The sequence below is a fragment of the Rugamonas sp. FW305-51 genome (assembly GCF_058786935.1).
Genome location: NZ_JBYSZG010000003.1, coordinates 17,829 through 44,768 on the forward strand (window position 1 = coordinate 17,829; position 26,940 = coordinate 44,768).

The 26,940-nt window shown below is 64.9% G+C and carries 18 protein-coding genes; 6 read left to right on the forward strand and 12 right to left on the reverse strand.

The features are described from left to right. Window positions 1-120: 120 nt before the first annotated feature. The 4 genes from cpaB to AC3WOS_RS02645 all read right to left on the reverse strand — a co-directional run bounded on the left by cpaB (window position 121) and on the right by AC3WOS_RS02645 (window position 3,229). Window positions 121-987, reverse strand: a complete 867-nt coding sequence (gene cpaB, locus AC3WOS_RS02630; protein WP_492714274.1) for a Flp pilus assembly protein CpaB — start codon at window positions 985-987, stop codon at window positions 121-123. Then, a complete protein-coding gene (locus AC3WOS_RS02635) occupies window positions 984-2,345 on the reverse strand; it encodes an ATP-binding protein (RefSeq protein WP_492714275.1) in 1,362 nt (453 codons plus the stop codon). Before AC3WOS_RS02635 ends, cpaB begins: the two co-directional genes overlap by 4 nt. A 117-nt stretch (window positions 2,346-2,462) precedes the next feature. Then, complete coding sequence (locus tag AC3WOS_RS02640) at window positions 2,463-2,993, reverse strand: A24 family peptidase (RefSeq protein ID WP_492714276.1); 531 nt, start codon at window positions 2,991-2,993, stop codon at window positions 2,463-2,465. Window positions 2,994-3,049: 56 nt separating this feature from the next. After that, window positions 3,050-3,229 carry a Flp family type IVb pilin gene (locus tag AC3WOS_RS02645; protein WP_492714277.1) on the reverse strand — a complete coding sequence of 60 codons (180 nt, stop codon included), beginning with the start codon at window positions 3,227-3,229 and terminating at the stop codon, window positions 3,050-3,052. Window positions 3,230-3,729: 500 nt separating this feature from the next. On the opposite strand from AC3WOS_RS02645, the gene AC3WOS_RS02650 reads away from it, so the two are divergent. Beyond that, window positions 3,730-4,773 (forward strand): GGDEF domain-containing protein, encoded by a 1,044-nt coding sequence (locus tag AC3WOS_RS02650; RefSeq protein WP_492714278.1) that lies wholly within the window; start codon window positions 3,730-3,732, stop codon window positions 4,771-4,773. Between the two features lie 57 nt (window positions 4,774-4,830). Here the strand turns inward: AC3WOS_RS02650 and AC3WOS_RS02655 are convergent, their stop codons facing one another. Continuing rightward, entirely contained in the window at window positions 4,831-6,051 is a 1,221-nt protein-coding gene (locus AC3WOS_RS02655) for an HD-GYP domain-containing protein (RefSeq protein ID WP_492714279.1), read from the reverse strand. A 149-nt stretch (window positions 6,052-6,200) separates the two neighbouring features. On the opposite strand from AC3WOS_RS02655, the gene AC3WOS_RS02660 reads away from it, so the two are divergent. Further along, window positions 6,201-7,136, forward strand: a complete 936-nt coding sequence (locus tag AC3WOS_RS02660) for a LysR substrate-binding domain-containing protein (protein WP_492714280.1) — start codon at window positions 6,201-6,203, stop codon at window positions 7,134-7,136. Between the two features lie 20 nt (window positions 7,137-7,156). Here the strand turns inward: AC3WOS_RS02660 and AC3WOS_RS02665 are convergent, their stop codons facing one another. Together AC3WOS_RS02665 and AC3WOS_RS02670 are read right to left on the reverse strand one after the other, a co-directional pair. After that, the gene (locus tag AC3WOS_RS02665; RefSeq protein WP_492714281.1) at window positions 7,157-7,681 is read right to left on the reverse strand and encodes a helix-turn-helix transcriptional regulator; all 525 of its coding nucleotides are present in this window, start codon (window positions 7,679-7,681) and stop codon (window positions 7,157-7,159) included. A 4-nt stretch (window positions 7,682-7,685) separates the two neighbouring features. Next, window positions 7,686-7,949: a hypothetical protein gene (locus AC3WOS_RS02670; protein ID WP_492714282.1), complete on the reverse strand. Its 264-nt coding sequence runs from the start codon at window positions 7,947-7,949 to the stop codon at window positions 7,686-7,688. A gap of 377 nt (window positions 7,950-8,326) precedes the next feature. On the opposite strand from AC3WOS_RS02670, the gene AC3WOS_RS02675 reads away from it, so the two are divergent. Both AC3WOS_RS02675 and icmF read left to right on the forward strand, forming a co-directional pair. Continuing rightward, window positions 8,327-11,911, forward strand: a complete 3,585-nt coding sequence (locus AC3WOS_RS02675) for an indolepyruvate ferredoxin oxidoreductase family protein (protein WP_492714284.1) — start codon at window positions 8,327-8,329, stop codon at window positions 11,909-11,911. 202 nt (window positions 11,912-12,113) lie between these two features. Continuing rightward, window positions 12,114-15,413 carry a fused isobutyryl-CoA mutase/GTPase IcmF gene (gene icmF, locus AC3WOS_RS02680; protein ID WP_492714285.1) on the forward strand — a complete coding sequence of 1,100 codons (3,300 nt, stop codon included), beginning with the start codon at window positions 12,114-12,116 and terminating at the stop codon, window positions 15,411-15,413. Window positions 15,414-15,506: 93 nt separating this feature from the next. On the opposite strand, the gene AC3WOS_RS02685 is transcribed toward icmF, so the two are convergent. The 5 genes from AC3WOS_RS02685 to AC3WOS_RS02705 form a co-directional block, all read right to left on the reverse strand. After that, entirely contained in the window at window positions 15,507-16,517 is a 1,011-nt protein-coding gene (locus tag AC3WOS_RS02685) for a substrate-binding domain-containing protein (RefSeq protein WP_492714287.1), read from the reverse strand. Window positions 16,518-16,527: 10 nt separating this feature from the next. Further along, window positions 16,528-17,796 (reverse strand): MFS transporter, encoded by a 1,269-nt coding sequence (locus tag AC3WOS_RS02690; RefSeq protein WP_492714289.1) that lies wholly within the window; start codon window positions 17,794-17,796, stop codon window positions 16,528-16,530. A gap of 37 nt (window positions 17,797-17,833) precedes the next feature. Next, window positions 17,834-18,478, reverse strand: a complete 645-nt coding sequence (pgmB, locus tag AC3WOS_RS02695; RefSeq protein WP_492714290.1) for a beta-phosphoglucomutase — start codon at window positions 18,476-18,478, stop codon at window positions 17,834-17,836. Between the two features lie 12 nt (window positions 18,479-18,490). Then, on the reverse strand, window positions 18,491-20,827 hold the full coding sequence (locus AC3WOS_RS02700) for a glycoside hydrolase family 65 protein (RefSeq protein ID WP_492714291.1): 2,337 nt from the start codon (window positions 20,825-20,827) through the stop codon (window positions 18,491-18,493). Between the two features lie 134 nt (window positions 20,828-20,961). Next, window positions 20,962-21,969 (reverse strand): LacI family DNA-binding transcriptional regulator, encoded by a 1,008-nt coding sequence (locus tag AC3WOS_RS02705; protein ID WP_492714292.1) that lies wholly within the window; start codon window positions 21,967-21,969, stop codon window positions 20,962-20,964. Between the two features lie 252 nt (window positions 21,970-22,221). On the opposite strand from AC3WOS_RS02705, the gene AC3WOS_RS02710 reads away from it, so the two are divergent. Both AC3WOS_RS02710 and AC3WOS_RS02715 read left to right on the forward strand, forming a co-directional pair. Continuing rightward, the gene (locus tag AC3WOS_RS02710; protein WP_492714293.1) at window positions 22,222-24,687 is read left to right on the forward strand and encodes a TonB-dependent receptor; all 2,466 of its coding nucleotides are present in this window, start codon (window positions 22,222-22,224) and stop codon (window positions 24,685-24,687) included. 214 nt (window positions 24,688-24,901) lie between these two features. Continuing rightward, on the forward strand, window positions 24,902-26,938 hold the full coding sequence (locus tag AC3WOS_RS02715; RefSeq protein WP_492714294.1) for a kojibiose hydrolase: 2,037 nt from the start codon (window positions 24,902-24,904) through the stop codon (window positions 26,936-26,938). Window positions 26,939-26,940 lie beyond the last annotated feature (2 nt).

Consider the following 26,940-nt stretch of genomic DNA (forward strand, 5'->3'; position numbering starts at 1 on the left):
ACAATGCGGTGATGGCGACGGCGGCGGTGGCAAGCGCGGTGGCGACCGCGGCGGTAGCGGCGGCGGCTGCAGCGGAGGCCATCCCGCCGCAAGCCCGCACTGCCATGGCGGCGGCCGCGTTCACAGGCACTCCTGCGTGCTGCGCAAGCCGTCGATGGCGGCGATGCAGTGGCGCGGCGCCTGGCGCGGCGCCGTCGGCGTCAGTTCCGCCCGCATGACCGGCATGGCGGGCGGTACATCGGCCGGCGCGGCCGGCGCGGCCGCCACGGCGGGGGCGGGCGCCGCCCGCTGGCCCAGCAGGGAAGTCTTGGTGGCGCCTTCCGTCACGCCCGGCTGCGGGTCGACCTGGTTGCGCAGCACCAGCGACAGCGTGCCCACGCTGCGCGCCAGATCCAGTTTTTCGGCCTGCTCCGGCGTCACCTCCAGCGTGACGGCGTTGACCACGCGCGGCTTGGTTTCGTCGCGCCCCACTTCCTGCGCCACGGCCAGCACCAGTATCCGTTCCAGCACGATCTTGGAGATGCCCTGGTCGCGCCCGGTGCCGCCTTCGGTCTGGGTGTAGACGATGATGTCGACGAAATTGCCCGGCAACGCGAAGCCGGCCACGCCCACCACGTCGTTCACGCGCACGGTGATGGCGCGCTTGCCCTGTTCGATCAGGGCCGACAGCCCGCCCAGCGTGCCGGCCGGCGCCAGCTTCGATTCGGTCAGCGGTTCGCCGCGCTGCACGCTGCTCTTGAGCACCCGGCCACTGAGCTTGGCCGGGTCGCGCAGGGCGCCGCGCGGCAGGCTGTCGGCCGGCCAATCGACCAGCTTGAGCATGTCCGGCGCCAGGCGCTGGCCCAGGTTGACGTCGGCCCCGGCCACCACGATCTTGTGGCCGCCGCCGCCGGCCTGGTGCAGCAGCCAGCGCGAAGCCATGAGCACGGCGCCCAGGCCCAGCAGCACGGCCAGTCCCAGCATCAACAAGGCGCGCCGGTGCTTCATGCTATTTTCTCGCACAGGATGGTGTTTTCGCCGTCGGCCGCGCCGCCGCACACGGCGAACATGCTGATCCAGGCCTGGTCCAGCGCGGCCACCGTCAGGCGCGGCGGCTCGCCGGCAAAGCCGGCAAAGTCGGCGATGCGGGCCAGGATGTCGCGCGGGTAGCTGGCCAGCAGCGGTTCGCCGCTGCCGGCATGGAGTTGCTCGATCAGGTAGTCGAGCGCCGCCTCGTCCGGCGCCACGGCCGCGCTGTGGCACTGCTCGCGGAACAGGCTGCGGTAGCGCGCCTCGCTCAGCGCCCCCACTTCAATCTTGTAGGCCAGGCGGCGCAGGGCGGCAGTATCGAACAGGTGCTCGGGCGGACGGTTGGTGGCGAACATCAGCAGCATGCGGAACGGCGCGGCGAACTTGTGGCCGCCCTGCAGCGACACCTGGTCGCAACCGGCGTCGAGCGGCTGCAGGTAGCGGTTGAGCACATCGGTGGCCGGCATGCGCTGGCGCCCCAGGTCGTCCACCACCAGCAGGCCGTTGTTGGCCTTGAAGTGGGGCGGCGCCCGGTAGCTGCCGCTGGTGGCATCCCAATGCGGCTCGAGCATGTCGGCGTTCAGCTCCGCGCCCAGCGACACCAGCGGGCGCTGGCACAGCATCCAGCGCAGGTCGCAGCTGCGCCGTTCCAGCGCCTGGCGCACCTGCATGGCCAGCCGCGGCGGCGGCGCCTGGTGCACGGCCGCGTCGTAGACCTGGACGATGTCCTGTCCCACCGCGACGGCATGGGGCACGGCCACCACGCCCTGCAGCAGCCGGCCCAGCTTGCGCGCCAGCCAGGTCTTGCCGCTGCCCGGCGGCCCGTACAGCAGGATGGAGCGGCCCGAATACATGGCCGCGCCCAGCAGGCCATGCATGGCCGGCGCCAGGTGGTCGTCCGCCACTTCCATGGCCAGGTCGTCGGCCGTGACGGGCGGCAGCAGGGCGGCCTGCTGTTCGACCATGGTGCGGTAGGCCTCCAGCGTGACGGGCGCCGGCCCCGCATACGGGCAGCGCTCCAGCCACGCGGCGGCGCGCTGCTTGCCCACCGTGGCCAGCTGGTATTGCACGTCGATGTCCGATTCGCCGCGCCAGGCCACCTCGGCCAGCTGTTCGGCCAGCATGAAGTCCAGCGTTTCGCGCAGCACGTTGATGGACAGGCGCAGCTTGCCCGTCAGGATGGGCAGATGGGTGCGCCCGCCGATGTACAGGCACTTGGCGATCAGCTCGACCAGCAACGGTTGCTCCAGTCCCGTTTCGCGCACCGACTTGGGCTGTGGCGGCAACGGCGGCAAGCCGTCGGTGGCGGCAGACACTTGCTGTTCAAGCTCGGACATGACGGTCCTCCTCAATCTGTCTGACTCGCAAGATTGTTCCCACGAGCAATCGATTCTAGCGACGGGGGCGGGCCGGACCTTGATCCGCAGCAAAGCCGCGGCCGGCACCGGCGGGGCCTAGTACTGGCCCCAGACGATGTAGCCCATGGTGCCCAGCGCGATGGCCAGGCCGTAAGGCATGTTGCCCACGCTGGTCCCGGGTGGCAGCGGCACGGGCAGCAAGGGCACGCCCAGCATGCGCAGCAACAAGGGTTTGCACAGCGCGCGGAAGTTGTGCCAACCCTCGCGCCAGCGGCCGCTGTACACCAGCATGGCCAACGCCATCAGGCCGCCGATCAGGCAGGCCAGCAGACCGATCTGCAGCGCCGCCTGTGGTCCCATGAAAGCGCCCACCATGGCCATCAGCTTGACGTCGCCGGCCGCCATGCCTCGGGCGAGATACAGCGGCAGGAATAAAAAAAAGCCGGCCAGGGCGCCGGCCAGCCAGTGGGTCACAGGCGCCCAGTGGGTGCCCCCCATCAGGTGCAGTACCAGCGCCAGCAACAGGCCGCTGAGCACCAGCACGTTGGGTATGCGGCGCACGGACAGGTCCGTCATCGCCGCCTGCGCTACCATGCAGATCAGGATCACTTCGATGGCATATTTCATGGCATTGCCCCCCTGGTAGTCCTCCCGGCATGACCAGCCCGGGAGGACGGGCTGGTTCAAGGCGTGGTCAACGACGTCTTGATACTGGTGAAGGTATCGATCAGCGGCTGCTTGAGCAGCCCGACCGAAGCGACCACGCCGGCCGCCATCACCGCCGCAATCAAGCCATACTCGATGGCCGTTACCCCTGCGTCATCCCTGGCAAACTCCTTTGCCGCCGCAATGAATGCATACATGACAGACTCCAAAAAGTGATTAACACGACTTACCCCTGGCGCCCGCTGCACATGCATCAAGGTAACTTTCGTTTCCCCGTATCATTACCGCGCCATTGGATTCACTATAGGGTCTGTAGCATGTTGGGAGTTGATGTGGCGCAAGCTTTCCGTATGGAATTATTTTTATGATTTGCCGAAAGAATCCGCAGAATGCACACGCCGGAGCTGGCTTATGTCAAACTGCGTCAGTTTCCCCGCGAGTACGCTGGCACAGGCGACGGCCTGCCCCCGGTGTCGGGAAAAAGATGCATGGAAACGTGAGGAATGTTTTTTTTCGCACACATGAATTGCCTAGAATGCAAAAAGCTATTATCCTGCTTAGCTGTTCTTTGGAAAGGCCCCGTGCAATCGATTCACAGTGCGCCTTGCTATCAAAAAAACTATGCGCAGATGGTTGATAGACGTGAACGAAATGTGGCTCGACACAATGGTTGTGTGAATATTTTCCAGAGACGAAAATGGATTCCCTACTGAAACACATGGTGGACATGACCGGCCACCGCGATCACACGATGCTCGACATCTCCGTGATCTCGGCGGTACAGGAACTCGCCCATGCCACTCAGACCCGGGTACTGTCGTTGGCCCAAGTACGGGGCCAGCTGTTCGTCCGTCCGCGCGCCATTATCACGGACGGCTTGCCGGCCAAGATGGTGGACAACCCCGACCCCGGCAGCCCCGGTGAACCGATCAGCAACTTCCCCGCCCTGGCCGACTGCATCGCACGCCATGAAGCGAGCGCAGACGTGGCCAACGCGGCCGGCGAGCACACGCTGTGGCTGCCCATCTGGCTGGGCGACAAGGCCGACACCTGCCTGGAAATCGTCAATCCCACGCCCTACACCAGCGACACCATCCACGTCATCGGCGGCATCGTCAGTGTGTACCGCAATTTCCAGAACCTGCTCGACTACAGCGAGCGCGATTCGCTGACCGGTTTGCTCAACCGCAAGACCTTCGACGACCAGCTCAGCAAGATGCTGGCCGCCAGCGGCGAGCCCGATTCGCTGACCCTGCCCGGCGAGCCGGAACGGCGCCACCACCGCGACCAGGAAAAGCAGTGGCTGGCCGTGGTGGACGTGGACCATTTCAAACATGTCAACGACCGCTTCGGCCACCTGTATGGCGACGAAGTGCTGATCCTGATCGCCAACCTGATGACGTCCTCGTTCCGGGCCCAGGACCGCGTGTTCCGCTTCGGCGGCGAGGAATTCGTCGTGCTGCTGCGCTCGACGACGCTGGACAATGTCAAAAAGATCATCGACCGCTTCCGCATGAACGTGGAAGCGCATGACTTCCCGCAGGTGGGCCGGGTCACCGTGAGCGTGGGTTTCGTCAGCATCAGCGCGGTGGAAGCGCCCGTCATCATCCTCGGCAAGGCCGACCAGGCCCTGTACTACGCCAAGAGCCACGGCCGCAACCTGGCCTGCCACTACGACGAACTGGTCGAAGGCGGCCTGCTGCAAACCATCGAATCGAACGATACGGCCGAATTCTTCTGACGCCGATGGCGCCGGACTGCACCGGACTGCGCCCGGTTACCCTGGATTGCCCCGGCCTCAGGCCAGCGTGAGGAAACGCATCGGATCGACTTGCCACTTGGACGGCGACTCGTGGCCGACGATCTTGTCGCCGCCACCAAAGCCCAGCCCGCGCGACAAGTCGACGGTTTCCGGCTTGATGTAGAGATTTTGCCTGGTGTTGAAGAAAACGTTGACCTTGGGCGCCAGCAGATTGGTGTCGTGCGGCTCGATCACCACCCCCAGCCGGCCCGACTCCAGCAGCACCATGGTGCCGACCGGATAGATCCCCACGCAGCGCATGAATTCCTGGGCATACACGGGATTGAAGTGGAACTTGCTCCACTCATAAATCTTGCGCAGGGCCGCCGCCGCCGACATGCCCCTGTGATAACAGCGGTCCGCCGTGATCGCATCATAAACGTCGACAATGGCCGCCATCTGCGCCAGTTCGCTGATATCGTCGCCAGCCTGCTTGTCCGGATAGCCGCTGCCGTCGCGCCGCTCGTGGTGGTGCAGCGTGATGTCGAGCGGAATGGGGCCCACTTCCGGCGACTGCAGCAGGATATCGTAGCCATCCTTGGGGTGGCGCTTGATGATGGCAAATTCCTCGTCCGTCAGCGGCCCCGGCTTGTTCAGGATGGCGTCCGGCACCAGCGCCTTGCCCGTGTCGTGCAGCAAGCCGCCCAGGCCGGCCTGGTGGGTGATGCCGGCGTCCATGCCGCGCGAGCGGCAAAACGCCACCAGCAGCGCGCACACGCTCACGGAATGGAGAAAAGTGTAGTCGTCCTTGGTCTTGATGCGCAGCAGTCCCACCAGCGCGCCCGGATTGCGCAGGATGGATTCCGTAATGTTCTGCACCACGGGTTGCACCTGGTCCAGTTCGATCGCCTTGCCCAGCCGGGCATCGCGCATCACGGAACGCACCAGGGTCGAGGCCTGATGCCGGATCTGGGTCGCGCGCGCCATTTCTTCGCCCAGCGAAACGCGCGTCACCACCACCGGCTTGGCCGCCAGCTCCACCAGTTCCCGTTCCGTTGCCGCCTGCGCCTCGTCCAGGGTAGGGGCGTTGACCACATCCAGGCCCTTGGCGCTGTCGATCACCACGTCGTGGATGCCGGCCTGGATGATCTTGCGGATCTCGTCCTCGCTGCTGATGAGGAAACGGTTGCGGATGAACGGATGGGTCATCCAGTCGCAACTGAGGTCATGGATGTACATGCCCACTTTCAGCTGTGAGGAATCGACTTTCTTAAACATACAAAACGCTCACAAAGGGGGCTGAGACGGCAAGAGGAGTTAGAATGAGTATAACAAATAGTTTCTGTCCAGGACTAACATTTGCCGGACCGCCAGCGCTTCGCTGCCGTTTTTTTGCATAACGCGCAACACATCAGCCTGTAACTTCCATGGAATTACGCCAACTTCGCTATTTTGTCGCCATCGTCGACCACGGCTCCCTGTCGCGGGCGGCGCTGGTGCTGCATGTAGCGCAGCCGGCGCTGACCCAGCAGCTGCGCCAGCTGGAAGATGAGCTGGAAGCGCAGCTGCTGCACCGCACAGCCCAGGGTGTGCTCAGCACGGATGCCGGCAAAGTGTTCTACCAGCATGCGCAAGCGATCCTCAAACAGGTGGCCGACGCCAAGTCGGCCGTCACGCAATCGGCCACGCGCCCGTCCGGCAGCGTGACGCTGGGCCTGCCCCACAGCATATCGGGCGCCCTGGCCCTGCCCTTGCTGATGGCGGCCCGCAAGCATTATCCTGAAATTACGCTGCAATTGACGGAAGAACTGACGGGTAACCTGAGCGAACAGCTCAAGGCAGGCCGGGTCAACCTGGCCGTGCTGTTTGACGACGGGCAGCTGACGCCGTTCGCCTGCACCCCGCTGGCGGAGGAAGAATTGCGCTTTATCTGCCGCGCCGACGCGGCCTGCGCGCCGGACGGCACGGCCATCACACTGGCGCAGGCGCTGGCCGCGCCCCTGATCCTGCCCGGCCTGCAGCATGGCGTGCGGCCGCGGATAGAAAGCGTGGCGCGCACGGCGGGGCTAACGATAGGCAACGTCATCGAAATCAACTCGATCGCCATCCTGAAATCCGCCATCCTGGCCGACATGGGCGCCACCATCCTGCCCGTGGCGCCCGTGCTGGACGCGCTGGAACGGGGCGCCATGCGCTCCTACCGCATCCACAGCCCCGCCATCTCGCGCACGGTGGTGCTGTGCGCGTCGAAGAACATTCCGCTCACCAACGCCGCCGCCGCCGTCAGCCGGCTCGCGGTGCAGGTGGCGGCGGACCTGTGCGCCGGCGGCACCTGGCTGGGCGCCCGCCTGCTGCCGCAATAAAGGCGCGCGGCGCAGTCCCGCTAGGCCAACAGCGCCTGCAATTCACGCTGCAAGCCCGGCGCCAGCGCGGGCGCCGCCTTGGCCAGATTGACCTGCTTGTTCGTCTCGGCCACTTCGGTCACGCCGGCGGCCACCCGGTACGGGCCCCTGGCCAACAGCCACTTCAATACGTCGGCCAGGTGCCAGACGGCGCTGTTGCCATCATGCACGGGCGCTGGAAAACTGGTGGCGTGGTTGACCATCAGCTTACGCATGTTCTGGCGCGTCATGCCGACCACGTCGGCCACATCGGTCAGGCCCACGAAATCGGGTGCGGCCTCGATCAGGCTGGCGCCAGGTACCACCTGTTTGACGTCGGCCAACGCGCTGAGCAGGGCTGCCTGTGCACTGTCGGCCTCGCGGGTGAATTCCAGCGCGATGCGGCCCGGTTGGCCGATACCGATCAACGCATCGTCGCAACCACCAGCGCCCAGCCGCTCGACGATTTCTTCCTGATTGCTATCTTGCTCGGACAGCTGGTATTTGAGGGTGAACAGATATTCCATGGCGTCACTCCGGTTTTCTTGCCGCTAAAATAAGCTTATGTTCGGTACAGTTATCGATCACGCGCCGTATGGCCTTGGCGTGGTTGCCCGGGTTTTTGGGCGTACTCCAGATGCTGGTAATACAAAACTCACCACAGTCGTCGTTGTTATAGGGACAATAAATGCGCCCCCATGCGTGGCTACCGCCCACTTTGACCGACCATCCTTGTTCTTCTGCGTGCCTCAGTGCGGCTTCAACATCTTTGTGAGGATGAGATGTTCGTTTCATCACTGCCTCCAGATTAGGCGCATCTCTTGCGGTTGTCAAGTGACAACCGCAAGAGATGCATCAGGTTCTCCGCAAGGGCGACTACCATGCCCGAAGCAACCGCTCCAGTTTGCGCCTGCTGTGCCGCCCCGGTTTGTGCCAGCGCAGCGGCGCGCCAGACTGGTAGGTCTATGGTTGCCATCACTTTTTCTTATACCCCCATCCGCAAACGGTATTTCCGTATACGTTAACTAAGCCCTACACTGGGCGCAAAGCGGATTTTTTAAGCCTAAAATTTCTGTATCGCCGCCATAACAGGCGGCTAATGGCCCGACCCTGGTGCGCCTACCCGGCGTTCCCACAGACCGGGCGCGATCTGAGACCACGGAGACACCACCATGCCTGATACCACGGCCACCGGCCCTGCCACGTCCACCGGCGTTGCAGCGACTGCCAACGACCGCCTCACCACCGTCACCCTCGACGACAAATACACAGCTACCCAAAGCGACATCTTCCTGTCCGGCATCCAGGCCCTCGTGCGCCTGCCCATGATGCAGCGCCAGCGCGACCTGGCCGCCGGCCTGAACACGGCCGGCTTCATCTCCGGCTACCGCGGCTCGCCGCTGGGCGGCCTCGATGAAAACCTGTGGAAGGCGCAAAAGCACCTGGCCGACAACCACGTCCAGTTCGTGCCCGGCGTCAACGAGGACCTGGCCGCCACAGCCGTCTGGGGCTCGCAGCAGGTGGACCTGATCGGCGAGGCCAGGTACGACGGCGTGTTCGCCATGTGGTATGGCAAGGGCCCCGGCGTGGACCGCTGCGGCGACGTCTTCAAGCACATGAACCATGCCGGCACTTCCAAACACGGCGGCGTGCTGCTGGTGGCCGGCGACGACCACGGCGCCTATTCGTCCACCCTGCCGCACCAGTCCGACCACCTGTTCTCGGCCTCCATGATTCCCGTGCTGTATCCGTGCAATGTGCAGGAATACCTGGACCTGGGCCTGCACGGCTGGGCCATGTCGCGCTTTTCCGGCTGCACGGTGGCCTTCAAGGCCCTGGCCGACACGGTCGAATCGTCGGCCTCCGTCGACGCCGACCCGTTCCGCGTCGAATGCAAGATCCCGCACGACTTCCACATGCCAGAAGGCGGCCTGAACGCGCGCCTGTCCAGCATTCCGCTGGGCCAGCAGGCCCGCAACCAGGAAGCGCTGATGCAGGACTACAAGATCTATGCGGCCCTGGCCTACGCCCGCGAGAACAAGCTCAACCACACCACCATCACCAGCCCGGACGCCAAGCTCGGCATCATCGCCTCCGGCAAGTCTTACCTGGACGTGCTGGAAGCGCTGGAAGAACTGGGCATCGACGAGGAGATGGCGGCCAAGGTTGGCCTGCGCCTGTTCAAGGTGGCCATGCCGTGGCCGCTGGAACCGGACAGCGTGCGCGAATTCGCGCAAGGCCTGGACGAGATCCTGGTGGTGGAAGAAAAACGCCAGATCGTCGAGTACCAGCTCAAGGAACAGCTCTACAACTGGCGCGACGACGTGCGTCCGCGCGTGATCGGCAAGTTCGATGAAAAAGGCGAATGGGTGGCGCCGCGCGGCGAATGGCTGCTCACCTCCAAGGCCGACTTCTCCGTCTCGCAAGTGGCGCGCGTGATCGCCAGCCGCGTGGCGCGCCTGATCTCTGACCCCGTCACGTGCGACCACATCAAGGCCCGCCTGACCTTCCTGGACGCCAAGGACGCCGTGCTGAAGAAGGCCATCAACACCCCGTTCCGCCCCGCCTTCTACTGCTCCGGCTGCCCGCACAACACCTCGACCAAGGTGCCCGACGGCAGCCTGGCGCTGGCCGGTATCGGCTGCCACGTGATGGCCACCTCGATCTACCCCGAGCACAACAAGCTGACCACCCACATGGGCGGCGAAGGGGCGCCGTGGATAGGCCAGGCCGCCTTCTCCAAGCTGCCGCACGTGTTCCAGAACCTGGGCGACGGCACCTACTTCCACTCCGGCTACCTGGCCATCCGCGCGGCCGTGGCGGCCCGCGTCAACATGACCTACAAGATCCTGTACAACGACGCCGTGGCCATGACGGGCGGCCAGCCGGTGGACGGCATCACTTCCGTGCCCATGATCGCCCAGCAGATGGCGGCCGAAGGCATCAAGCGCATCGCCCTGGTGACGGAAGACCTGAGCCGCTACACGGACCGCTCCGCGCTGCCAACCATCGTCAGCCTGCACGACCGCAAGGAGATGGACGCCGTGCAGCGCGAACTGCGCGAAGTGCAAGGCGTGTCCGTGCTGATCTACGACCAGACCTGCGCCGCCGAGAAGCGCCGCCGCCGCAAGAAAGGCGAGTTCCCCGACCCGGCCAAGCGCATGGTCATCAACGAAGCCGTGTGCGAAGGCTGCGGCGACTGCGGCATCCAGTCCAACTGCACCTCCATCCTGCCCAAGGAGACGGACTTCGGCCGCAAGCGCACCATCGACCAGTCGTCCTGCAACAAGGACTACTCGTGCGTCAAAGGCTTCTGCCCCAGCTTCGTGACGGTGGAAGGGGGCACGCTGAAGAAATCGAAAACGGGCGTCAGCAAGGATAACGGGGACGACGGCTTCGGCCCGCTGCCGCTGCCCGCACTGCCCGACTGCGAACAGCCGTACAACATCCTCATCAACGGCATCGGCGGCACCGGCGTGATCACCGTCGGCGCCCTGATGGGCATGGCGGCCCACCTGGAAGGCAAGGGCGCGTCCGTGCTGGACATGACGGGCATGTCGCAGAAGAACGGTTCCGTCACCTCGCACGTGAAGATCGCCCGCACCCCGGCCCACCTGCGCGCCCAGCGCATCGCCACCGGCGAGGCGGACCTGATCCTCGGTTGCGACATGCTGACGGCCGGCGCCGCCGACGCCGTCTCCAAGATGCGTCCGGGCCGCACCATGGCCGTCATCAACCTGCACGAGCAGCCGCCCGGCACCTTCGCCCAGCAGCCTGACTGGCAGTATCCGGTGGGAGAAGTGCGGGCCCTGATCAGCGAATCGGTGGGCGCCGAGCAGTACCACAGCGCCGACTTCATCAACGCCACCAAGCTGGCCACGGCGCTGATGGGCGACTCGATCGCCGCCAACCTGTTCATGCTGGGCTATGCGTGGCAGAAGGGCCGCATCCCGCTCAACGAAGCGTCGCTGCTGCGCGCCATCGAATTGAACGGCGTGGGCATCGCGTCCAACAAGAAGAGCTTCCTGTGGGGCCGCCGCGCCGCCGTCGATTTCAAGCGGGTGGAAAAGATCGCCACCCCGACCCAGGCCATCGTGGTGCAGATGCCGCAAAGCCTGGAGACGCTCATCAAGCAGCGCGTCCAGTTCCTCACCGGCTACCAGAACGCGGCCTACGCGGCCGGCTACGAAGACCTGGTGGCGCAGGTGCGCGCCAAAGAAACGGCGCTCGGCCTGGGCAACAAGCTGTCGACGGCCGTCGCCAAGTCCTACTTCAAGCTGATGGCCTACAAGGACGAATACGAAGTGGCCCGCCTGTACACGGACGGCCGTTTCGTCGAGCAGCTCAAGCAACAGTTCGAAGGCGACTTCACGCTCAAGTTCAACCTGGCGCCGCCTTTGTTCGCCAGGAAGGACGCCAAGGGCCACCTGGTGAAGGCGGAATTCGGCTCGTGGATGTGGCGCGCCTTCCAGCTGCTGGCCAAGGCCAAGGGCCTGCGCGGCGGCATGTTCGACCTGTTCGGCTACTCGGATGAGCGTAAGATGGAACGTGCCCTGATCGTGGAATATCGCGAGATGACGGCCGCCATCCTGGCCAGGCTGAACGCGGAAAACCACGACACGGCCGTGGCCTTGGCCGCGCTGCCGGAAAAAGTGCGCGGCTTCGGCCATGTGAAGGAAAAGGCCGTGGCCGAGTTCCACGCCGAGAAGGCACGCCTGATGGGTGCGCTCGACGGCGGCCACCAGCACGCCGCCTGACCCCGCAGGGGATCGGCCCCATCCCGCAGCAACATTGCTCAGGGATTAAGGCCGGTCCCCCGTTAAAAGATTGCCACCCGGCCGGGGCGTGGCTGGCGTCAGACAAGCGCACGATTTCGCTTGACTTGACGTTAACGTAAACGTCATATAATTTGACACGACCGCCTGACCACGCCTCGCGCCCAGAACTACAAGGACACCCATGAACGACCTCTCCGCTCCGAAAATCGCCGCCGTGCCGGAACAGCCCAAGCTGGCCAACAAGGTACGCTTCGTCACCGCCGCGTCCCTGTTCGACGGCCACGACGCCTCGATCAACATCATGCGCCGCATCCTGCAGTCGAACGGCGTGGAAGTGGTCCACCTGGGCCACAACCGCTCGGTCGATGAAGTGGTGACGGCGGCCCTGGCCGAAGACGTGCAAGGCATCGCCATCTCCAGCTACCAGGGTGGCCACGTCGAATATTTCAAGTACATGATCGACCTGCTCAAGCAGCGCGGCGGCGCCCACATCAAGGTGTTCGGCGGCGGCGGCGGCGTGATCGTGCCGGACGAAATCGCGGACCTGCATGCCTACGGCGTGACCAAGATCTTCAGCCCGGAAGACGGCCAGCGCATGGGCCTGGTGGGCATGATCCAGTGGATGGTGCAGCAGTGCGACATCGACCTGTCCCAGTATTCGCCCACCTCGCTGGCCCCGCTCAAGCAAGGCGACATCGCCCAGCGCCACCGTCCGCTGGCCCAGCTGATCACGACGCTGGAAAACGAAAAGGCTTCCCCTGCCCTGCGCGCCGAGCTGCTGGACGCGGCCGTGGGCCTGGGCGTGCCCACGCTGGGCATCACCGGCACGGGCGGCGCCGGCAAATCGTCGCTGACCGATGAACTGATACGCCGCATCCGCCTGGACCAGGGCGACGCGCTCAACATCGCCGTGATCTCGATCGACCCGTCGCGCCGCAAATCCGGCGGCGCGCTGCTGGGCGACCGCATCCGCATGAACGCCATCAACCCGTGGGCTGGCCAGAGCCGTGTGTTCATGCGCTCGCTGGCCACGCGCGAAGCGGGCTCCGAGATTTCGCAGGCGCTGCCGGACGTGATCGCCGCCTGCAAGGTGGCCGGCTTCGACCTGGTGATCGTGGAAACGTCGGGCATCGGCCAGGGCGACGCGGCCATCGTACCGCACGTGGACGTGTCCATGTACGTGATGACGCCGGAATTCGGCGCCGCCTCGCAGCTGGAAAAAATCGACATGCTCGATTTCGCCGACTTCATCGCCATCAACAAGTTCGACCGCAAGGGCGCGCTCGACGCACTGCGCGACGTGGCCAAGCAATACCAGCGCAACCGCGAGCTGTGGTCCAAGCGCCCGGACGAGATGCCCGTGTACGGCACCCAGGCGTCGCGCTTCAACGACGACGGCGTCACGGCCCTCTATCAAGGCCTGCTGCCCAGGCTGGCCCAGTTCGGCCTGCAGGCCAAGGCGGGCAAGCTGGCCGCCGTCGACGTCAAGTACTCGAGCGGCAAGCACGTGATCGTGCCGCCGGCGCGCGCGCGCTACCTGGCCGAAATCGCCGACACCGTGCGCGGCTACCACAAGTTCACCCGCAAGCAGGTCACGCTGGCGCGCGAACGCCAGCAGCTGACGGAAGCCAAGCGCATGCTGGCCGCCGCCAAGGCGGGCATGGACCTGGGCCCCGACTTCGACCACCTCATTTCCGAGCGCGACAGCGCCATGGATGCCGGCGCCAGGAAGCTGCTGGCCCAGTGGCCCGACCTGCAGGAAGCGTATGCGGGTGACGACTACGTGGTCAAGATCCGCGACAAGGAAATCCGCACCCGCCTGGTCCAGCACACGCTGTCGGGCACCAAGATCCGCAAGGTGGCCCTGCCCCGCTATGAAGACCATGGCGAAGTGCTGCGCTTCCTGATGCTGGAAAACGTGCCGGGCTCGTTCCCGTTCACGGCCGGCGTGTTCGCCTTCAAGCGCGAAGGCGAAGACCCGACCCGCATGTTCGCCGGCGAAGGCGACGCCTTCCGCACCAACCGCCGCTTCAAGCTGGTCTCCACCGGCATGGACGCCAAGCGGCTGTCGACCGCGTTCGACTCCGTCACCCTGTACGGCGCCGACCCGGCCATCCGTCCCGACATCTACGGCAAGGTGGGTAACTCGGGCGTGTCGATCGCCACGCTGGACGACATGAAGGTGCTGTACGACGGCTTCAACCTGTGCAGCCCCAGCACCTCGGTGTCGATGACCATCAACGGCCCGGCCCCCACCATCCTGGCCATGTTCATGAACACGGCCATCGACCAGCAGGTCGACAAGTTCAAGGCCGAGAACCAGCGCGAACCGAGCGCCGACGAAGCGGCCAAGATCCGTGCCTGGGTGCTGCAGAACGTGCGCGGCACGGTGCAGGCCGACATCCTCAAGGAAGACCAGGGCCAGAACACCTGCATCTTCTCGACCGAGTTCTCGCTCAAGGTGATGGGCGACATCCAGGAGTACTTCGTGCACCACCAGGTGCGCAACTTCTACTCGGTGTCGATCTCCGGCTACCACATCGCCGAAGCGGGCGCCAATCCGATCTCGCAGCTGGCCTTCACGCTGTCGAACGGCTTCACGTTCGTGGAAGCCTACCTGGCGCGCGGCATGCACATCGACGATTTCGCACCCAACCTGTCGTTCTTCTTCTCCAACGGCATGGACCCGGAATACACGGTGCTGGGCCGCGTGGCGCGCCGCCTGTGGGCCGTGGCCATGCGCGACAAGTACGGCGCCAACGACCGCAGCCAGAAACTCAAGTACCACGTGCAGACCTCGGGCCGCTCCTTGCACGCGCAGGAGATCGACTTCAACGACATCCGCACCACGCTGCAGGCCCTGATCGCCATCTACGACAACTGCAACTCGCTGCACACCAACGCCTACGACGAGGCCATCACCACGCCAACCGACGAATCGGTGCGCCGCGCGCTGGCGATCCAGTTGATCATCAACCGCGAATGGGGCCTGGCCAAGAACGAGAACCCGAACCAGGGTTCCTTCATCATCGACGAGCTGACCGACCTGGTGGAGGAAGCCGTGCTGCAGGAGTTCGAGCGCATCGCCGAGCGCGGCGGCGTGCTGGGCGCGATGGAGACGGGCTACCAGCGCGGCAAGATCCAGGAAGAGTCCATGCTGTACGAGCACCAGAAGCACGACGGCACGCTGCCCATCATCGGTGTCAACACCTTCCGCAATCCGAAGGCCAGCGACGCGCCGCAGAAGATCGAACTGGCCCGTTCCACCGACGATGAAAAGCAGTCGCAGCTCACGCGCCTGGAAGACTTCCACGCCCGCAACGCGGCCGCCGCGCCGGCCGCGCTGGCCGCGCTGCAGCAGGCCGCCATCGACAACGCCAACGTGTTCGACAAGCTGATGGACGCCGTGCGCGTCTGCTCGCTGGGCCAGATCACCACCGCGCTGTTCGAGGTGGGCGGCCAGTACCGCCGCAACATGTAAGCGGGCAGTACCGCTGCAAAGCAAACGGGAGGCAGACGCCTCCCGTTTTAAAAAAAAGGGGTACGTCCCCATTTTTTCGTCCTGCCGCGCGCGTTACGCGGGACGGGGTCCGACCGTCGAACCGGGCACCAGCACGGGCTGCCACAGCTCATGCAATTCCCCGGCCGGGGTGCCGTCGGCCAGCGCCAGCAGCATGGCGATCATGCGCTCGCCGGCGCGGCGCGGTTCCGGCTGGTCGATGATGGTCACGTCGGAACAGACCAGCGTATCGGGCATGTTGCCCCACACGATGATGGACATTTCCTTGCCGATCACGATACCCGCATCGACCAGCGCCCGCACGGCGCCCACGCCGGACAAGTGGTTGTCTACGATTACGGCCGTCGGCCGCGGCGAGCAGGCCAACAGCTGCATCATGGCGTGATGGCCGCTGCGCCGGTCCAGCGTGTTGGCGATCAGGTGGCGCGGGTCGGGCGTCAGCCCCGCCTCGGCCAGGATGGCCAGCAGGCTGTCGTGCCGTTGGCGGGCAAAATTCAGTTCCAGCGGCGCGCTCAGCATGGCGATGCGCTGGTGGCCGTGGGCCAGCAGATGCTGCACGGCCAGCCGCATGCCGGCCTCGTTGTCGTAATCGAACCAGGCATAGGGGGCATCCAGTTCCGTGCGGCCGTGGGCCACGAACGGAAAACCCACCTTGCTCAGGAAGGCGATGCGCTCGTCATGCACCAGCGTACGCGCCACCACCAGCCCGTCCACGCGGCGCCCGCGCACCACCTGCTGGTAGGACGGCTGCTCGTTCTGGGCCGACACGGGCGCGATGATCAGGTTCTTGCCGGCCGCCTCCAACGCCTCCGACATGCCACCCACCACGTCCAGGAACATGGGGTCGCCCAGGTCGCTGGGCGAGAGCGGATAAATGATGCCGAACACATTGGTACGCCCCAGCGCCAGGCTGCGGGCCATGGGGTTGGCCTGGTAGCCTGACTCCTTGGCCGCCTTCAGGACGCGCTCGCGAGTGCGGCGGCTCACCTCGGGATAGCCGTTCAAAGCGCGGCTGACCGTGGTTTTCGACATGCCGAGCAAACTCGCAAGACTCTTCAGATTCATGTGCAGTACTTCAATGTTGACCGCTGATTATAGCGGAGCCGTCAAATTCTCTTCCACCATCATCAACCGATTTTTTGAAAAAATATAACATTATCAGAATGATAGAGATCGGCACCAGGGTCAGGTAGAAGGCGAAATGGCCGCTGAAGTTGCCAAACACATAACCCGTGATCAAAGATCCCGTGGTGCCGCCCAGCGCCGAGAAGATCACCAGCAGGCCGGTCATGGCCGAATGCTGGTGCTTGGGCAGGGAACTCAGCATCACCGAATTGATGCCGGGGTAGATGGGCGCCATGAACAAGCCGATCAGCGGGAACAGGAAGGTGGCCAGGGGCGCGCTCGACCAGCTGATGTGCGGGTCCAGCACCACGTCATGCGTCAGCGGCAGCGCCAGCAGCACGGTCGCGCCCATGCCGATCACGCAGGCATTCATCACGGGATACCAGTTCAGGCGGCGCATCAGCACCCCGGCCGACAGCCGGCCGATGGCCAGGCAGGCGGCGAAGATGCTGGTCACCTGCACGCTCATCGCCGCCGGCAGCTTGAGGATTTCATTGTTAAACGTCGGCAGCCAGGTGCCCACGCTTTGCTCGATCAGCACATACAGGAAGGCGGTGACGATGAACACGCACACCAGGGGCTTGAGCATCAGTTTCAGCATGGCGGCGAAATCCTGCGCCAGGCTGCGCTCGGCCGGCAGCGCCGCCATGTCTTCGTTAAAGGGCGTGAACAGCAGCAGCGCAAAGGTGGCCACGCACAGCGCGGCCAGCACCCAGTAGACCTGCAGCCAGGTTTGCGATTTCGGGTGGTCGGAATCGATGAAGAAGCTGAACACCCAATAGGCGCTCAGCACGCCCAGCATGAAGAAGCCTTCCAGCAGGTTCATGGTGCTGGCGTGCTGGCGGCGGTCGGTGGCGATCAGGCCCAGCGTCGAATAGACCGATACCTTCACCAGCGCGAACGACACGCCGACGCTGAGGAACAGCAGCTTGGCTGTCCAGAAGGCGGGCACCAGCGGCATCGCCACGCAGCCGCAGCTGACGATGACGAGCGCAATCAGCATCGCCTTCTTGTAGCCAAGGCGCGGCAGGAAGGACGCCACCAGGAACGAGACGATGGCGATCGGCAGATCCTTAAAACCTTCCAGCACACTGGCACTGGACTTGCTCACGTCGTAATTGTTGATGACCTGCAGGATCACCGTCCCCACACTGTTCAGCAGGATGCCGAACATGAAGTAGATCAGGAACAGGGCCACCAGGATGCGCTGGTTTTTCATGTTGTCTCCGGAATTTTTTATATTATTTATTATGTTTTCAGATCGCGGCGAGAGTGAATTCGGCCAGCCCCGGTATCACCCGGTCGGCCTGCGTGAGCACCTCCGGCTTGCCGATGCCGAGCGCATACATGCCCGCGCCCTTGATCGCGGCCACCCCGGCCACGGCATCCTCCACGCCCAGGCAATCGGCCGGCGCCACCCCCAGCTCCCGCGCCGCCTTGAGGAAGATTTCCGGGTCCGGCTTGCCGCGGGCGATGGTGGCCGCGTCGACCACATAGTCGAACTTGGCGGCAATGCCCAGGTGGTCCAGCACCGTAAAGGCGTTCTTGCTGACGGAAGCCAGGCCGATCTTCAGGCCCGCCGCGCGCACCGCGTCCAGCGCCTGCACCGCGCCGGGCAGCAGATCCGCCGCCGACATGGTGTCGATAAGCGTCTTGTAATGTTCGTTCTTCTCGTCCGCCAGCGCCAGCTTTTCCTGCAGCGAATACGCCCTGCCGGCCGACGCCAGTATCATCTCGAGCGACCCCATGCGGTCGATACCCTTCAGGTTCTCGTTGAAGGCGTGGTCGAAATGCACGCCCTGCGATTCCGCCAGGCGCTTCCAGGCCAGGTAGTGGTAGTGGGCCGTGTCGGTAATGACGCCATCGAGGTCGAAGATGACGGCTTTGAATCGGATAGTCATATACCAAGCTCCTTAAATGGCGCGCGACTGGACCGGCGCGGACGGCGTGAGCGCGAGCGCTTCGCCACGGTGGCTGAACGCGAGCGCCTCGCCCTGCAACAGCCGGTATTCGGCGCGGCCCGGCGCCACGTGCACTTCCAGCAGCGCGCCCCGGAAGTGGATCTTGAAACTGTAGTGCTGCCACTGCCGGGGCAGCGCCGGCGCGAAGTGCAGCGCGCCGTCCACCACCCGCATGCCGGCGAAACCGTAGGCCACGCCCATCCAGGTGCCGGCCATCGCCGCCGTGTGGACGCCGTAATGCGTATTGCCGTGGGTGTCGTCGAGGTCGAGCCGCGCCGTCTCCATGAAGTAGTCGTAGGCCTTGTCGTGGTACCCGACTTCCGCTGCGATGATGCTGAAGATGCAGGACGACAGCGACGAATCGTGGGTGGTCACGGCTTCGTAGTAATCGAAGTCGCGCCGCTTGTCTTCCAGCGTGAACTGGTCGGACAGCAGCAGCAGCGCCAGCACCACGTCGGCCTGCTTGCAGACCTGATGGCGGTAGATCACCATCGGGTGGTAATTCAGCAGCAGCGGATAGTTTTCCTTGGGCGTGCCGGCGAAATCCCACACTTTCTTGGACAGGAAGCTGTCGTCCTGGGCGTGGATCCGCAGCGCCTCGTCATACGGCAGATGCATGCGCGCGGCGGCGCGCCGCCATGCGGCCGGCTCGTCCGCCTCGAGCGCGGCCAGGCCGGCGATACGCGCGAATTCGGCCGGATACTCCTGCGCCAGGCGCTCCGCGATGTCGGCCGCGAAGTTCAGGTGCATCCGCGCCATGGCGTTGGTGTAGTAGTTGTTGTTGACCAGCGCCGTATATTCGTCCGGCCCCGTCACCTGGTTGATGACGAAGCGGCCCTCGCGGTCGTAGCTGCCGATGCCGATCCAGATGCGCGCCGTCTCCATCACGATTTCCGCGCCGTGCCGGAGCAGGTATTCGTCGTCGCCGGTGGCCTCCATGTACAGCTTGATGGAATAGGCGATGTCGGCGTTGATGTGGTACTGCGCCGTGCCGGCCGGGAAGTAGGCCGAGCACTCCTCGCCGGCGATGGTGCGCCACGGGTACAGCGCGCCGGCGGCGTGCGACATCTGGCGCGCCCGTTCGCGCGCCTGCGGCAGTCCGGCGTAGCGGTACTCCAGCAGCTTGCGGGCGATTTCCGGCTTCGAATACAGGAAGAAGGGGAAGATGTAGATCTCCGTGTCCCAGAAATAGTGGCCTTCATACCCTTCGCCCGTCACGCCCTTGGCCGAGATATTGGTGCGGCCGTCGCGCCCCACCGATTGCAGCAGGTGGTACTGGTTGAAGTGGATGCCCTGCTGCAGCGCGTCGTCACCGGCGATCTGCACGTCGGCCTGCTGCCAGAAGTCGGCCAGGTACTGTTGCTGCGCCATGCACAGCGCCTCGAAACCGGCCTCGCGCGCTTGCGCCAGCGTGGCCTTGCTGCGTTCCAAGAGCTCCGCTTCCGGATAGTCGCGCGACGAAAAATAACTGCCGTACTTGGTCAACGTGATGCATTGCCCCGCCTGCGCCCGCAGTTCAAAAGTCTGGCTCAGGCGCTGCTCCGCGCGGGCGATGGTGAGGGTGGCGTCGGCGCCGGCCAGTTCCGTGTCGGTCGCGCTGACCAGCATGAAGCCGCTGTTGTGGGTGCGCTGCACCAGCGCCGCCAGGCCCACGTTCTGCTCGTGGCCGACCATGTGCAGCGACTGGCCGGAGATGGCCGAGCCAACGCGCGGATCGTCGCCCGCCTCCAGGTTCTTCACGGCGCCGTCCAGCGCCGACACCAGCCTGAGACGACCGCCGAAATTGAGCGGCGTGACCTGGTAGTCGATCGCGAACAGGTGCTTGTTCTCGAAGCACACCAGGCGCCGGCTGCGCAGCGCGATGCGGCGGCCCTGGGGCGACGTCCACTCCAGCGTGCGGGTCAGCAGGCCGGTGCGGAAATCGAGCACCCGCTCATACTGCTGCAGACTGCCCTGCAGCAGGTCGAAGCGCTCGTCTTCCAGCCAGAGTTCGATGCCTTTGGCGTTCGGCACGTTGAGCATGAACTGGTTGGTCTTGGCCAGGCCATAGGCCGCTTCCGGATACTGGATGGGCTCCGATTCGTAGAAGCCGTTCAGGTAGCTGCCGTCCAGCGAGGTGCCGGCCGGGCCGTGGTAACCCTCCTCGTGCGTGCCGCGCAGGCCGATGTAGCCGTTGCCCAGGGCGAACAGCGTCTCATCGAGGAAATGCGAGGCGGTATCGAACGAGGTCTCCCGAATGCACCATGCTTCGAGCGGGTAAGTGTGGAGTGGGCGATCAGGCTGCTGCACAGTGCAATCCTTTAAAACACGTTATTTGAGGGGAAAAACGCGATCCAAAGCGGTTTGGATTTTACAAAACAGTCAAACCTGGCAATGTTCTGCGTCTATTGTCTTACTTCAGGGAAGCTACTGGCGGCGCGCCGTCAGGTCTGGCGCACCATCAATGTGGTCGGCAACATCTCGGACTGCACGGGCTGGCCCTCTATCAGTCCAAGCATCTTCTTGGCCAGTAACACGCCGCCGTCGCGCAGATACTGGTGCACACTGGTCAGCGGCGGCACGAAGCTGGCCGCGCTGGGCGTGTCGTCGTAGCCGATGACGGAAACGTTCTCCGGCACCCGCAGATTCTTTTCCGCCAGCGCGCGGATCGCGCCCATCGCCAGCAGGTCGCTGGCGGCGAACACGCCGTCGAAACTGGCGCCCTTCTTTTTCAACAGCGCGGAAATGCTGTCGAAGCCGGCCTCGAAGGTGAAGGCCTTGGGGCGGATGATGTGCACCGTCGCCTGGCCGCCCATGGCGTCGATAAAGCCGGCGCAGCGTTCCTGCACTTCGGCGTGGTCCACGTCGCCCAGGAACACCAGCTTCTGCCGGCCCTGCGCGATGAAGCGTTCGGCCGCGCTGATGCCGCCCTTGCGGTTATCGGAACCGACCACGATGTAGTCGGTCCCCGGCTCCGGCGCGCCCCACACCACCAGCGGCATGCCGGTCAGCTGCAAGGTGCGCACCGCTTCGCCGTGCGAGCCCTGGCCCAGCAGGATCAAGCCGTCGGCGCCCTGCACCGGCGCCGTATCCATCAACTGTTTCGACGTCAGCACCACGCTGTAGCCGGCCGTGGTCAGCTCCTGCGTGATGCCGCCCAGCAGTTCCAGCGGATAGGGATCGGACATCGGGCGCCCGCGCACCGGCGTCATTTCCACCACCACCGCCACCGAATAGCTGCGCCGCATGCGCAGGTTACGGGCGCTGATGTTGAGACGGTAACCCTGCTCCGTGGCCAGCTGGCGTATCTTTTCCCGCGTTTCCGGCGTGACCAGCGGACTGTCGCGCAGCGCCCGCGAGACGGTGATCTTGGACACGCCCGCCAGCTTGGCGAGGTCCTCCATCGTCAATGCCGTCTCGGTCTTGCGGGCTCCAACTTTGTTCGCAGGCATTAAACTCTCATCAATAAAATCACGGTAGGCGGACGCATTATGACAGATTTTTTTCCGTTGTCGTAAAAAATGACATCGATAACATTTCAATTGACATCGATAACATTTCTTGTTTCAATGGCCAATCTTCAGCTTATGCCCAACTTTTGAGCATAGGATGGAGATGGGGATGGAACTGCCTTGGATGCTGTTTTAAAGGTGGCGCACTGTCCGGAGACGACACGATTCATACCAATAAGAGAGCATTGCACAATGAAAACCCAGAACAAGTTCTTGTTATCCGCCATTTCCCTGGCCGTACTGACCCTCGCCAACCAGGCAGCCGCCCAGCAGGCCGCCGAACCCAAGCCGGCCAAGGACGGCGTGGCCACGGAAATCCAGCAGGTGGTGGTGACCGGTTCGGCCACCGGCGGCACCCGCAAGATCGATGCTTCCTACTCGATCACCACCGCGTCCGAAGAACAGATCAAGCAGGCCGCGCCCAGCAGCACGGCCGATTTGCTGAAATTGGTGCCGGGCGTGTACGCCGAATCGAGCGGCGGCAATGCCGGCGCCAACATTGAAGTGCGCGGCTTCCCGTCCGGCGGCGACGCTCCGTTCGTCACCGTGCAGATGATGGGCTCGCCGCTCTACCCGACCCCGACCCTGTCCTTCATGGAAAACTCGTCGCTGTTCCGCATCGACGACACGGTCGAGCGCGTGGAAGTGTTGCGCGGCGGCCCCAGCACCATCTATTCGAACGCCCAGCCCGGCGCCACCGTCAACTTCCTGCTGAAAAAAGGCAGCGACACGCCCGAAGGCAGCCTGCGCGTCTCCACCGGCACCGGCAGCATGCGCCGCGTGGACGGCTACTACGGCGGCAAGATCGGCGACGGCTGGTATGGCAGCATCGGCGGCTTCACCCGCACCAGCCAGGGCGTACGCGACGGCCAGTTCCCCGCCGACGACGGCAGCCAGCTGACGGCCACCCTGACGCGCAAGCTGGAGCAGGGCGAACTGACTTTCTACGCCCGCACCACGGACGACAAGAACGCCTTCTACACGGGCGTGCCGCTGGTCAGCTCCGCCAATGGCGGCAAACCCTCGGCCTTCCCCGGCTTCGATCCGCTGACCGGCACCCCGCTCAGCAACGAACTGCGCAACGTGACGCTGGAAGTTGCGCCCGGCAAGACGGTGCAGAAAGACCTGGCGGACGGCCGCGGCCTGCACGCCACCGTGTTCGGCGCCGACTTCGCGCAGAACATAGAAGGCTGGCAGGTCAGCAACAAATTCAACCACTTCAGCGGCGACGCGCCCACCCTGGCCCTGTTCACCGGCAACTCGCCGCTGACCATGAATGCCTACCTCGGCAACGCCGTCGCCAGCGCCAACGCCAATGCCGCCGTGACGGCCGCCGCCGGCAAGCCCGCCACCACCGGCACCGCCGTCTACGCGGCCGACGGCACGCCCGTGGCCGGCAACCAGCAGGTGATGTCGGCCGGCATCTGGTCGGTGGAAAAGAACCTGAAGTCCACCACCGACGAATTCCGCGTCAGCAAGGAAGTGGTGCCCGGCCATACGCTGACGGGCGGCGTCTATTTTGCCGACTACTCCTCGCACGACCAGTGGTACCTGGGTAACGGCACCCTGATGACGGCGACCAGCAACGCCCGTCCCATCAGCGTCAGGCTGGACAACGGCGTCATCGTCGCCAACGGGGCGGGCCGCGACGGCGCCACCTTCTACGCCGTCAACGCCAACTACAACGGCCACAACACGGCCGCCTTCCTCTCCGACGACTGGAAGATCAACGACGTGATCCGGATCGATGCCGGCGTGCGCCGCGAGCGCCAGCGCCTGAACGGCTCGCTGGCCAACCTGACCTCGGGCGACGCCGACAACAATCCGCTGACCATCTACAACAACAATACCTCGATGACGACGGCCGCCACCACCGGCCTGACCCGCAGCGACAACGCCACCTCCTACACCCTGGGCGGCAACTACAAGCTGGCCAAGGACTTCAGCATCTTCGCCCGCGCCAACTCGGGCCACGGCCTGCCGACCTTCGAGGACCTGCGCAACAACGGCAGCCAGGCCAATGTCGACAACACCACCCTGCTGCCGCAGGTGGACGTCAAGCAATACGAGCTGGGCCTGAAAACCGTGGGCAGCATGTACAGCGCCTACCTGACCTTCTTCCACAACGACTTCAAGGGCGTGCCTTACCAGCAGTTCCTGGCCGACGGCACCAAGATCGCGTCGGTCGGCGGTTCCACGGCCGATGGCGTGGAGTTCGAACTGGCCGTGCGTCCCCTGCGCGACCTGCAGATCACCATGTCGGGCGACTACCAGGATTCCAAATACAAGGACTTCGGCCCCAATACCGGCAACCGCGTGCAGCGCCAGCCCAGGCTGCAGTTGCGCCTGACGCCGACCTACCGCATCCCGTTCGGCGACAACAACGCCAAGCTGTATGCGACCTACACCTCGGTCGGCGAGCGCTATTCGGATGTGGAAAACCAGCAAGTGCTGCCCCAGTACCACACCATCGACGCGGGCGTGCTGGTCAGCCTGGGCGACAAGGTCGAGCTGCGCCTGTCCGGCAACAACCTGAGCAACGAACTGGGCCTGACCGAAGGCAATGCCCGCATCATCGGCGCGGGCGCCGGCGGCACCGTGTTCGCCCGTCCCATCTTCGGCCGCTCGTGGGAGGCATCGGTGCTGTATCGCTTCTGACGGCTGGCCGTAACCAACGCAGCAGCGCTGGAGCCTGCCGGCTCCGGCGCGTTACGTAGTTGCTTGTTTCAATGATCCCTCATTTGCCGGCCGGGTTCGCCCGCCGGTTTTTTTTGATAGCATCGTTTTTGATGGGGTCAGACCCTACCGTTTTTGATGGGGTCAGACCCTACAGGGCCGACCCCACAAGGCCCACACCAGGATGGACTTGCCGATGAAACTATTCGCCCTCTGCCTGCTGGCGCTGCCGCTGCTGGCCGCCGCCGACAATAACGATATCGCTGGCGATGGCTGGAACGTCAGCGCCGCGCCCATTGCGGGTGCGCCCTACTTCGGCGTCACGGTCGCCAACGGCATGATAGGCCTGGTGTCCTCGCGCGAACCGATGAAGCTGGGCGAAACCGTCCTGAACGGCGCCTACGACAACTATGGCCGCGGCCGCGTCGACAACATCCTCAAGGGTTTCAACTTCATGAACCTGACGCTGGACGTGGACGGCCGCCGCCTCGATGCCGCCGCCGTCAGCGGCGTGCGCCAGCGGCTCGACCTGCGCCACGCCGAGCTGGTCACGGAATTCGACCTGCCCAACAAACTGCATGTGCGCCACACGGTGGCCGCACTGCGCCAGCTGCCCTACAGCGCCATCGCCACCGTCGAGCTGAGCGCGACAGCGGACGTCACCGTCACCCCGGCCAGCGTGATCGAATCGCCCGACGTGCTGCGCGACGTGCATAACCTGTACGCGCTGATCGACCGTCCGCACGCCAGCATCGGCCTCACCACCTCGGTGGCGAAGAGCCCGTCCGGCAAGCACACGCTGGCCGCCGCCACCGCCTTCGTGTTCGAGGGTGGCGAACGCCCGGCGCTGGTGCACGAAGAGTGGGACTACCCGATGCACGCCACCAAATTCACCCGCCGGTTGAAGGCCGGCGAACACTACCGCTTCGCGCTGGTGGGCTCGGTGATCTCGTCGGCCCACGTGGCCGATCCCCACAACGAAGCGGAGCGCCTGACCCTGTACGCGGCGCTCGAAGGCCGGGAACGCCTGCTGGCCGCCCACCGCCGCGCCTGGGACCAGCTGTGGCAAGGCGACATCGTCGTCGACGGCGATCCGGCCGTACAGCGCGACATGCGCCTGATGCTGTACCACCTGTATGCCTTCGTGCGGGCCGGCACCGCCTACAGCCTGTCGCCGATGGGCCTGTCCGGCCTGGGCTACAACGGCCACATCTTCTGGGATGCGGACGTGTGGATGTTGCGCCCGCTGCTGGCGCTGCAGCCGGAGCTGGCCCGCTCCATGCTCGAATACCGCTACCAGCGCCTGGCCGCGGCCCGGCAGAACGCCTTCAGCCACGGCTACCGGGGCGCGATGTTCCCGTGGGAATCGGCCAGCGAAGGCCAGGAAAGCACGCCCGTGTGGGCGCTGACCGGGCCGTTCCAGCAACACATCACGGCCAGCGTGGGCTGGGCCTTCTGGCAGTACTACCTGGTCACGCGCGACCGCGAATGGCTGCGCACGCGCGGCTATCCGGTGCTCAAGGAAGTGGCCGATTTCTGGGCCAGCCGGGTCGAGCGCAAGGGGCCGGGCCGCTACGAGATCAACAACGTGATCGGCGCCAACGAGTGGCAGGAAAACATCGACAACAACGCCTACACCAACGGCATGGCGATCACCGTGCTGCGCAACGCCACGGCCGCCGCCCGAGCGCTGGGCCTGGCCCCCGATCCGGACTGGGAACAGGTGGCGGCCAATATTCCCATCCTGACCTTCGCCGACGGCACCACGCGCGAAAACGCCACCTACGACGGCGTGCCCATCAAGCAGGCCGACGCCAACCTGCTGGCCTATCCGCTGGCCATCGTCAGCGCGCCGGACCGTATCGCCCGCGACCTGGCCTACTACGGGCCGCGCATGTCGCCCGCCGGCCCGGCCATGTCGCACGCCATCCTGGCCACCCTGTACGCGCGCAGCGGCCAGCCCGAACAGGCCTACCGCCTGTTCCTGGACAGCTATCGCCCCAACCAGTTGGCGCCGTTCGGCGTGCTGGCCGAGACGGCCGGCGGCAGCAATCCGTATTTCGCCACGGGCGCCGGTGGCGTGTTGCAGGCGCTGCTGTTCGGTTTCGGCGGACTCGACATCACAGCGGCCGGCCTGGTCCAACACCCGGCGAGCTTGCCGGCCGGCTGGCGCAGGCTGGAAATCCGGGGCGCGGGACCACAACGGACCACCTACACCGTCAAGGCACACTAGCG

Coding starts and splice junctions, on each gene's coding strand:
- cpaB (WP_492714274.1), bottom strand. CDS start 987: ATGAAGCACCGGCGCGCCTTGTTGATGCTGGGACTGGCCGTGCTGCTG.
- AC3WOS_RS02710 (WP_492714293.1), top strand. CDS start 22,222: ATGAAAACCCAGAACAAGTTCTTGTTATCCGCCATTTCCCTGGCCGTA.
- AC3WOS_RS02635 (WP_492714275.1), bottom strand. CDS start 2,345: ATGTCCGAGCTTGAACAGCAAGTGTCTGCCGCCACCGACGGCTTGCCG.
- AC3WOS_RS02640 (WP_492714276.1), bottom strand. CDS start 2,993: ATGAAATATGCCATCGAAGTGATCCTGATCTGCATGGTAGCGCAGGCG.
- AC3WOS_RS02670 (WP_492714282.1), bottom strand. CDS start 7,949: ATGAAACGAACATCTCATCCTCACAAAGATGTTGAAGCCGCACTGAGG.
- icmF (WP_492714285.1), top strand. CDS start 12,114: ATGAACGACCTCTCCGCTCCGAAAATCGCCGCCGTGCCGGAACAGCCC.
- AC3WOS_RS02705 (WP_492714292.1), bottom strand. CDS start 21,969: ATGCCTGCGAACAAAGTTGGAGCCCGCAAGACCGAGACGGCATTGACG.
- AC3WOS_RS02660 (WP_492714280.1), top strand. CDS start 6,201: ATGGAATTACGCCAACTTCGCTATTTTGTCGCCATCGTCGACCACGGC.
- AC3WOS_RS02685 (WP_492714287.1), bottom strand. CDS start 16,517: ATGAATCTGAAGAGTCTTGCGAGTTTGCTCGGCATGTCGAAAACCACG.
- AC3WOS_RS02675 (WP_492714284.1), top strand. CDS start 8,327: ATGCCTGATACCACGGCCACCGGCCCTGCCACGTCCACCGGCGTTGCA.
- AC3WOS_RS02690 (WP_492714289.1), bottom strand. CDS start 17,796: ATGAAAAACCAGCGCATCCTGGTGGCCCTGTTCCTGATCTACTTCATG.
- AC3WOS_RS02655 (WP_492714279.1), bottom strand. CDS start 6,051: ATGTTTAAGAAAGTCGATTCCTCACAGCTGAAAGTGGGCATGTACATC.
- AC3WOS_RS02645 (WP_492714277.1), bottom strand. CDS start 3,229: ATGTATGCATTCATTGCGGCGGCAAAGGAGTTTGCCAGGGATGACGCA.
- pgmB (WP_492714290.1), bottom strand. CDS start 18,478: ATGACTATCCGATTCAAAGCCGTCATCTTCGACCTCGATGGCGTCATT.
- AC3WOS_RS02665 (WP_492714281.1), bottom strand. CDS start 7,681: ATGGAATATCTGTTCACCCTCAAATACCAGCTGTCCGAGCAAGATAGC.
- AC3WOS_RS02715 (WP_492714294.1), top strand. CDS start 24,902: ATGAAACTATTCGCCCTCTGCCTGCTGGCGCTGCCGCTGCTGGCCGCC.
- AC3WOS_RS02650 (WP_492714278.1), top strand. CDS start 3,730: ATGGATTCCCTACTGAAACACATGGTGGACATGACCGGCCACCGCGAT.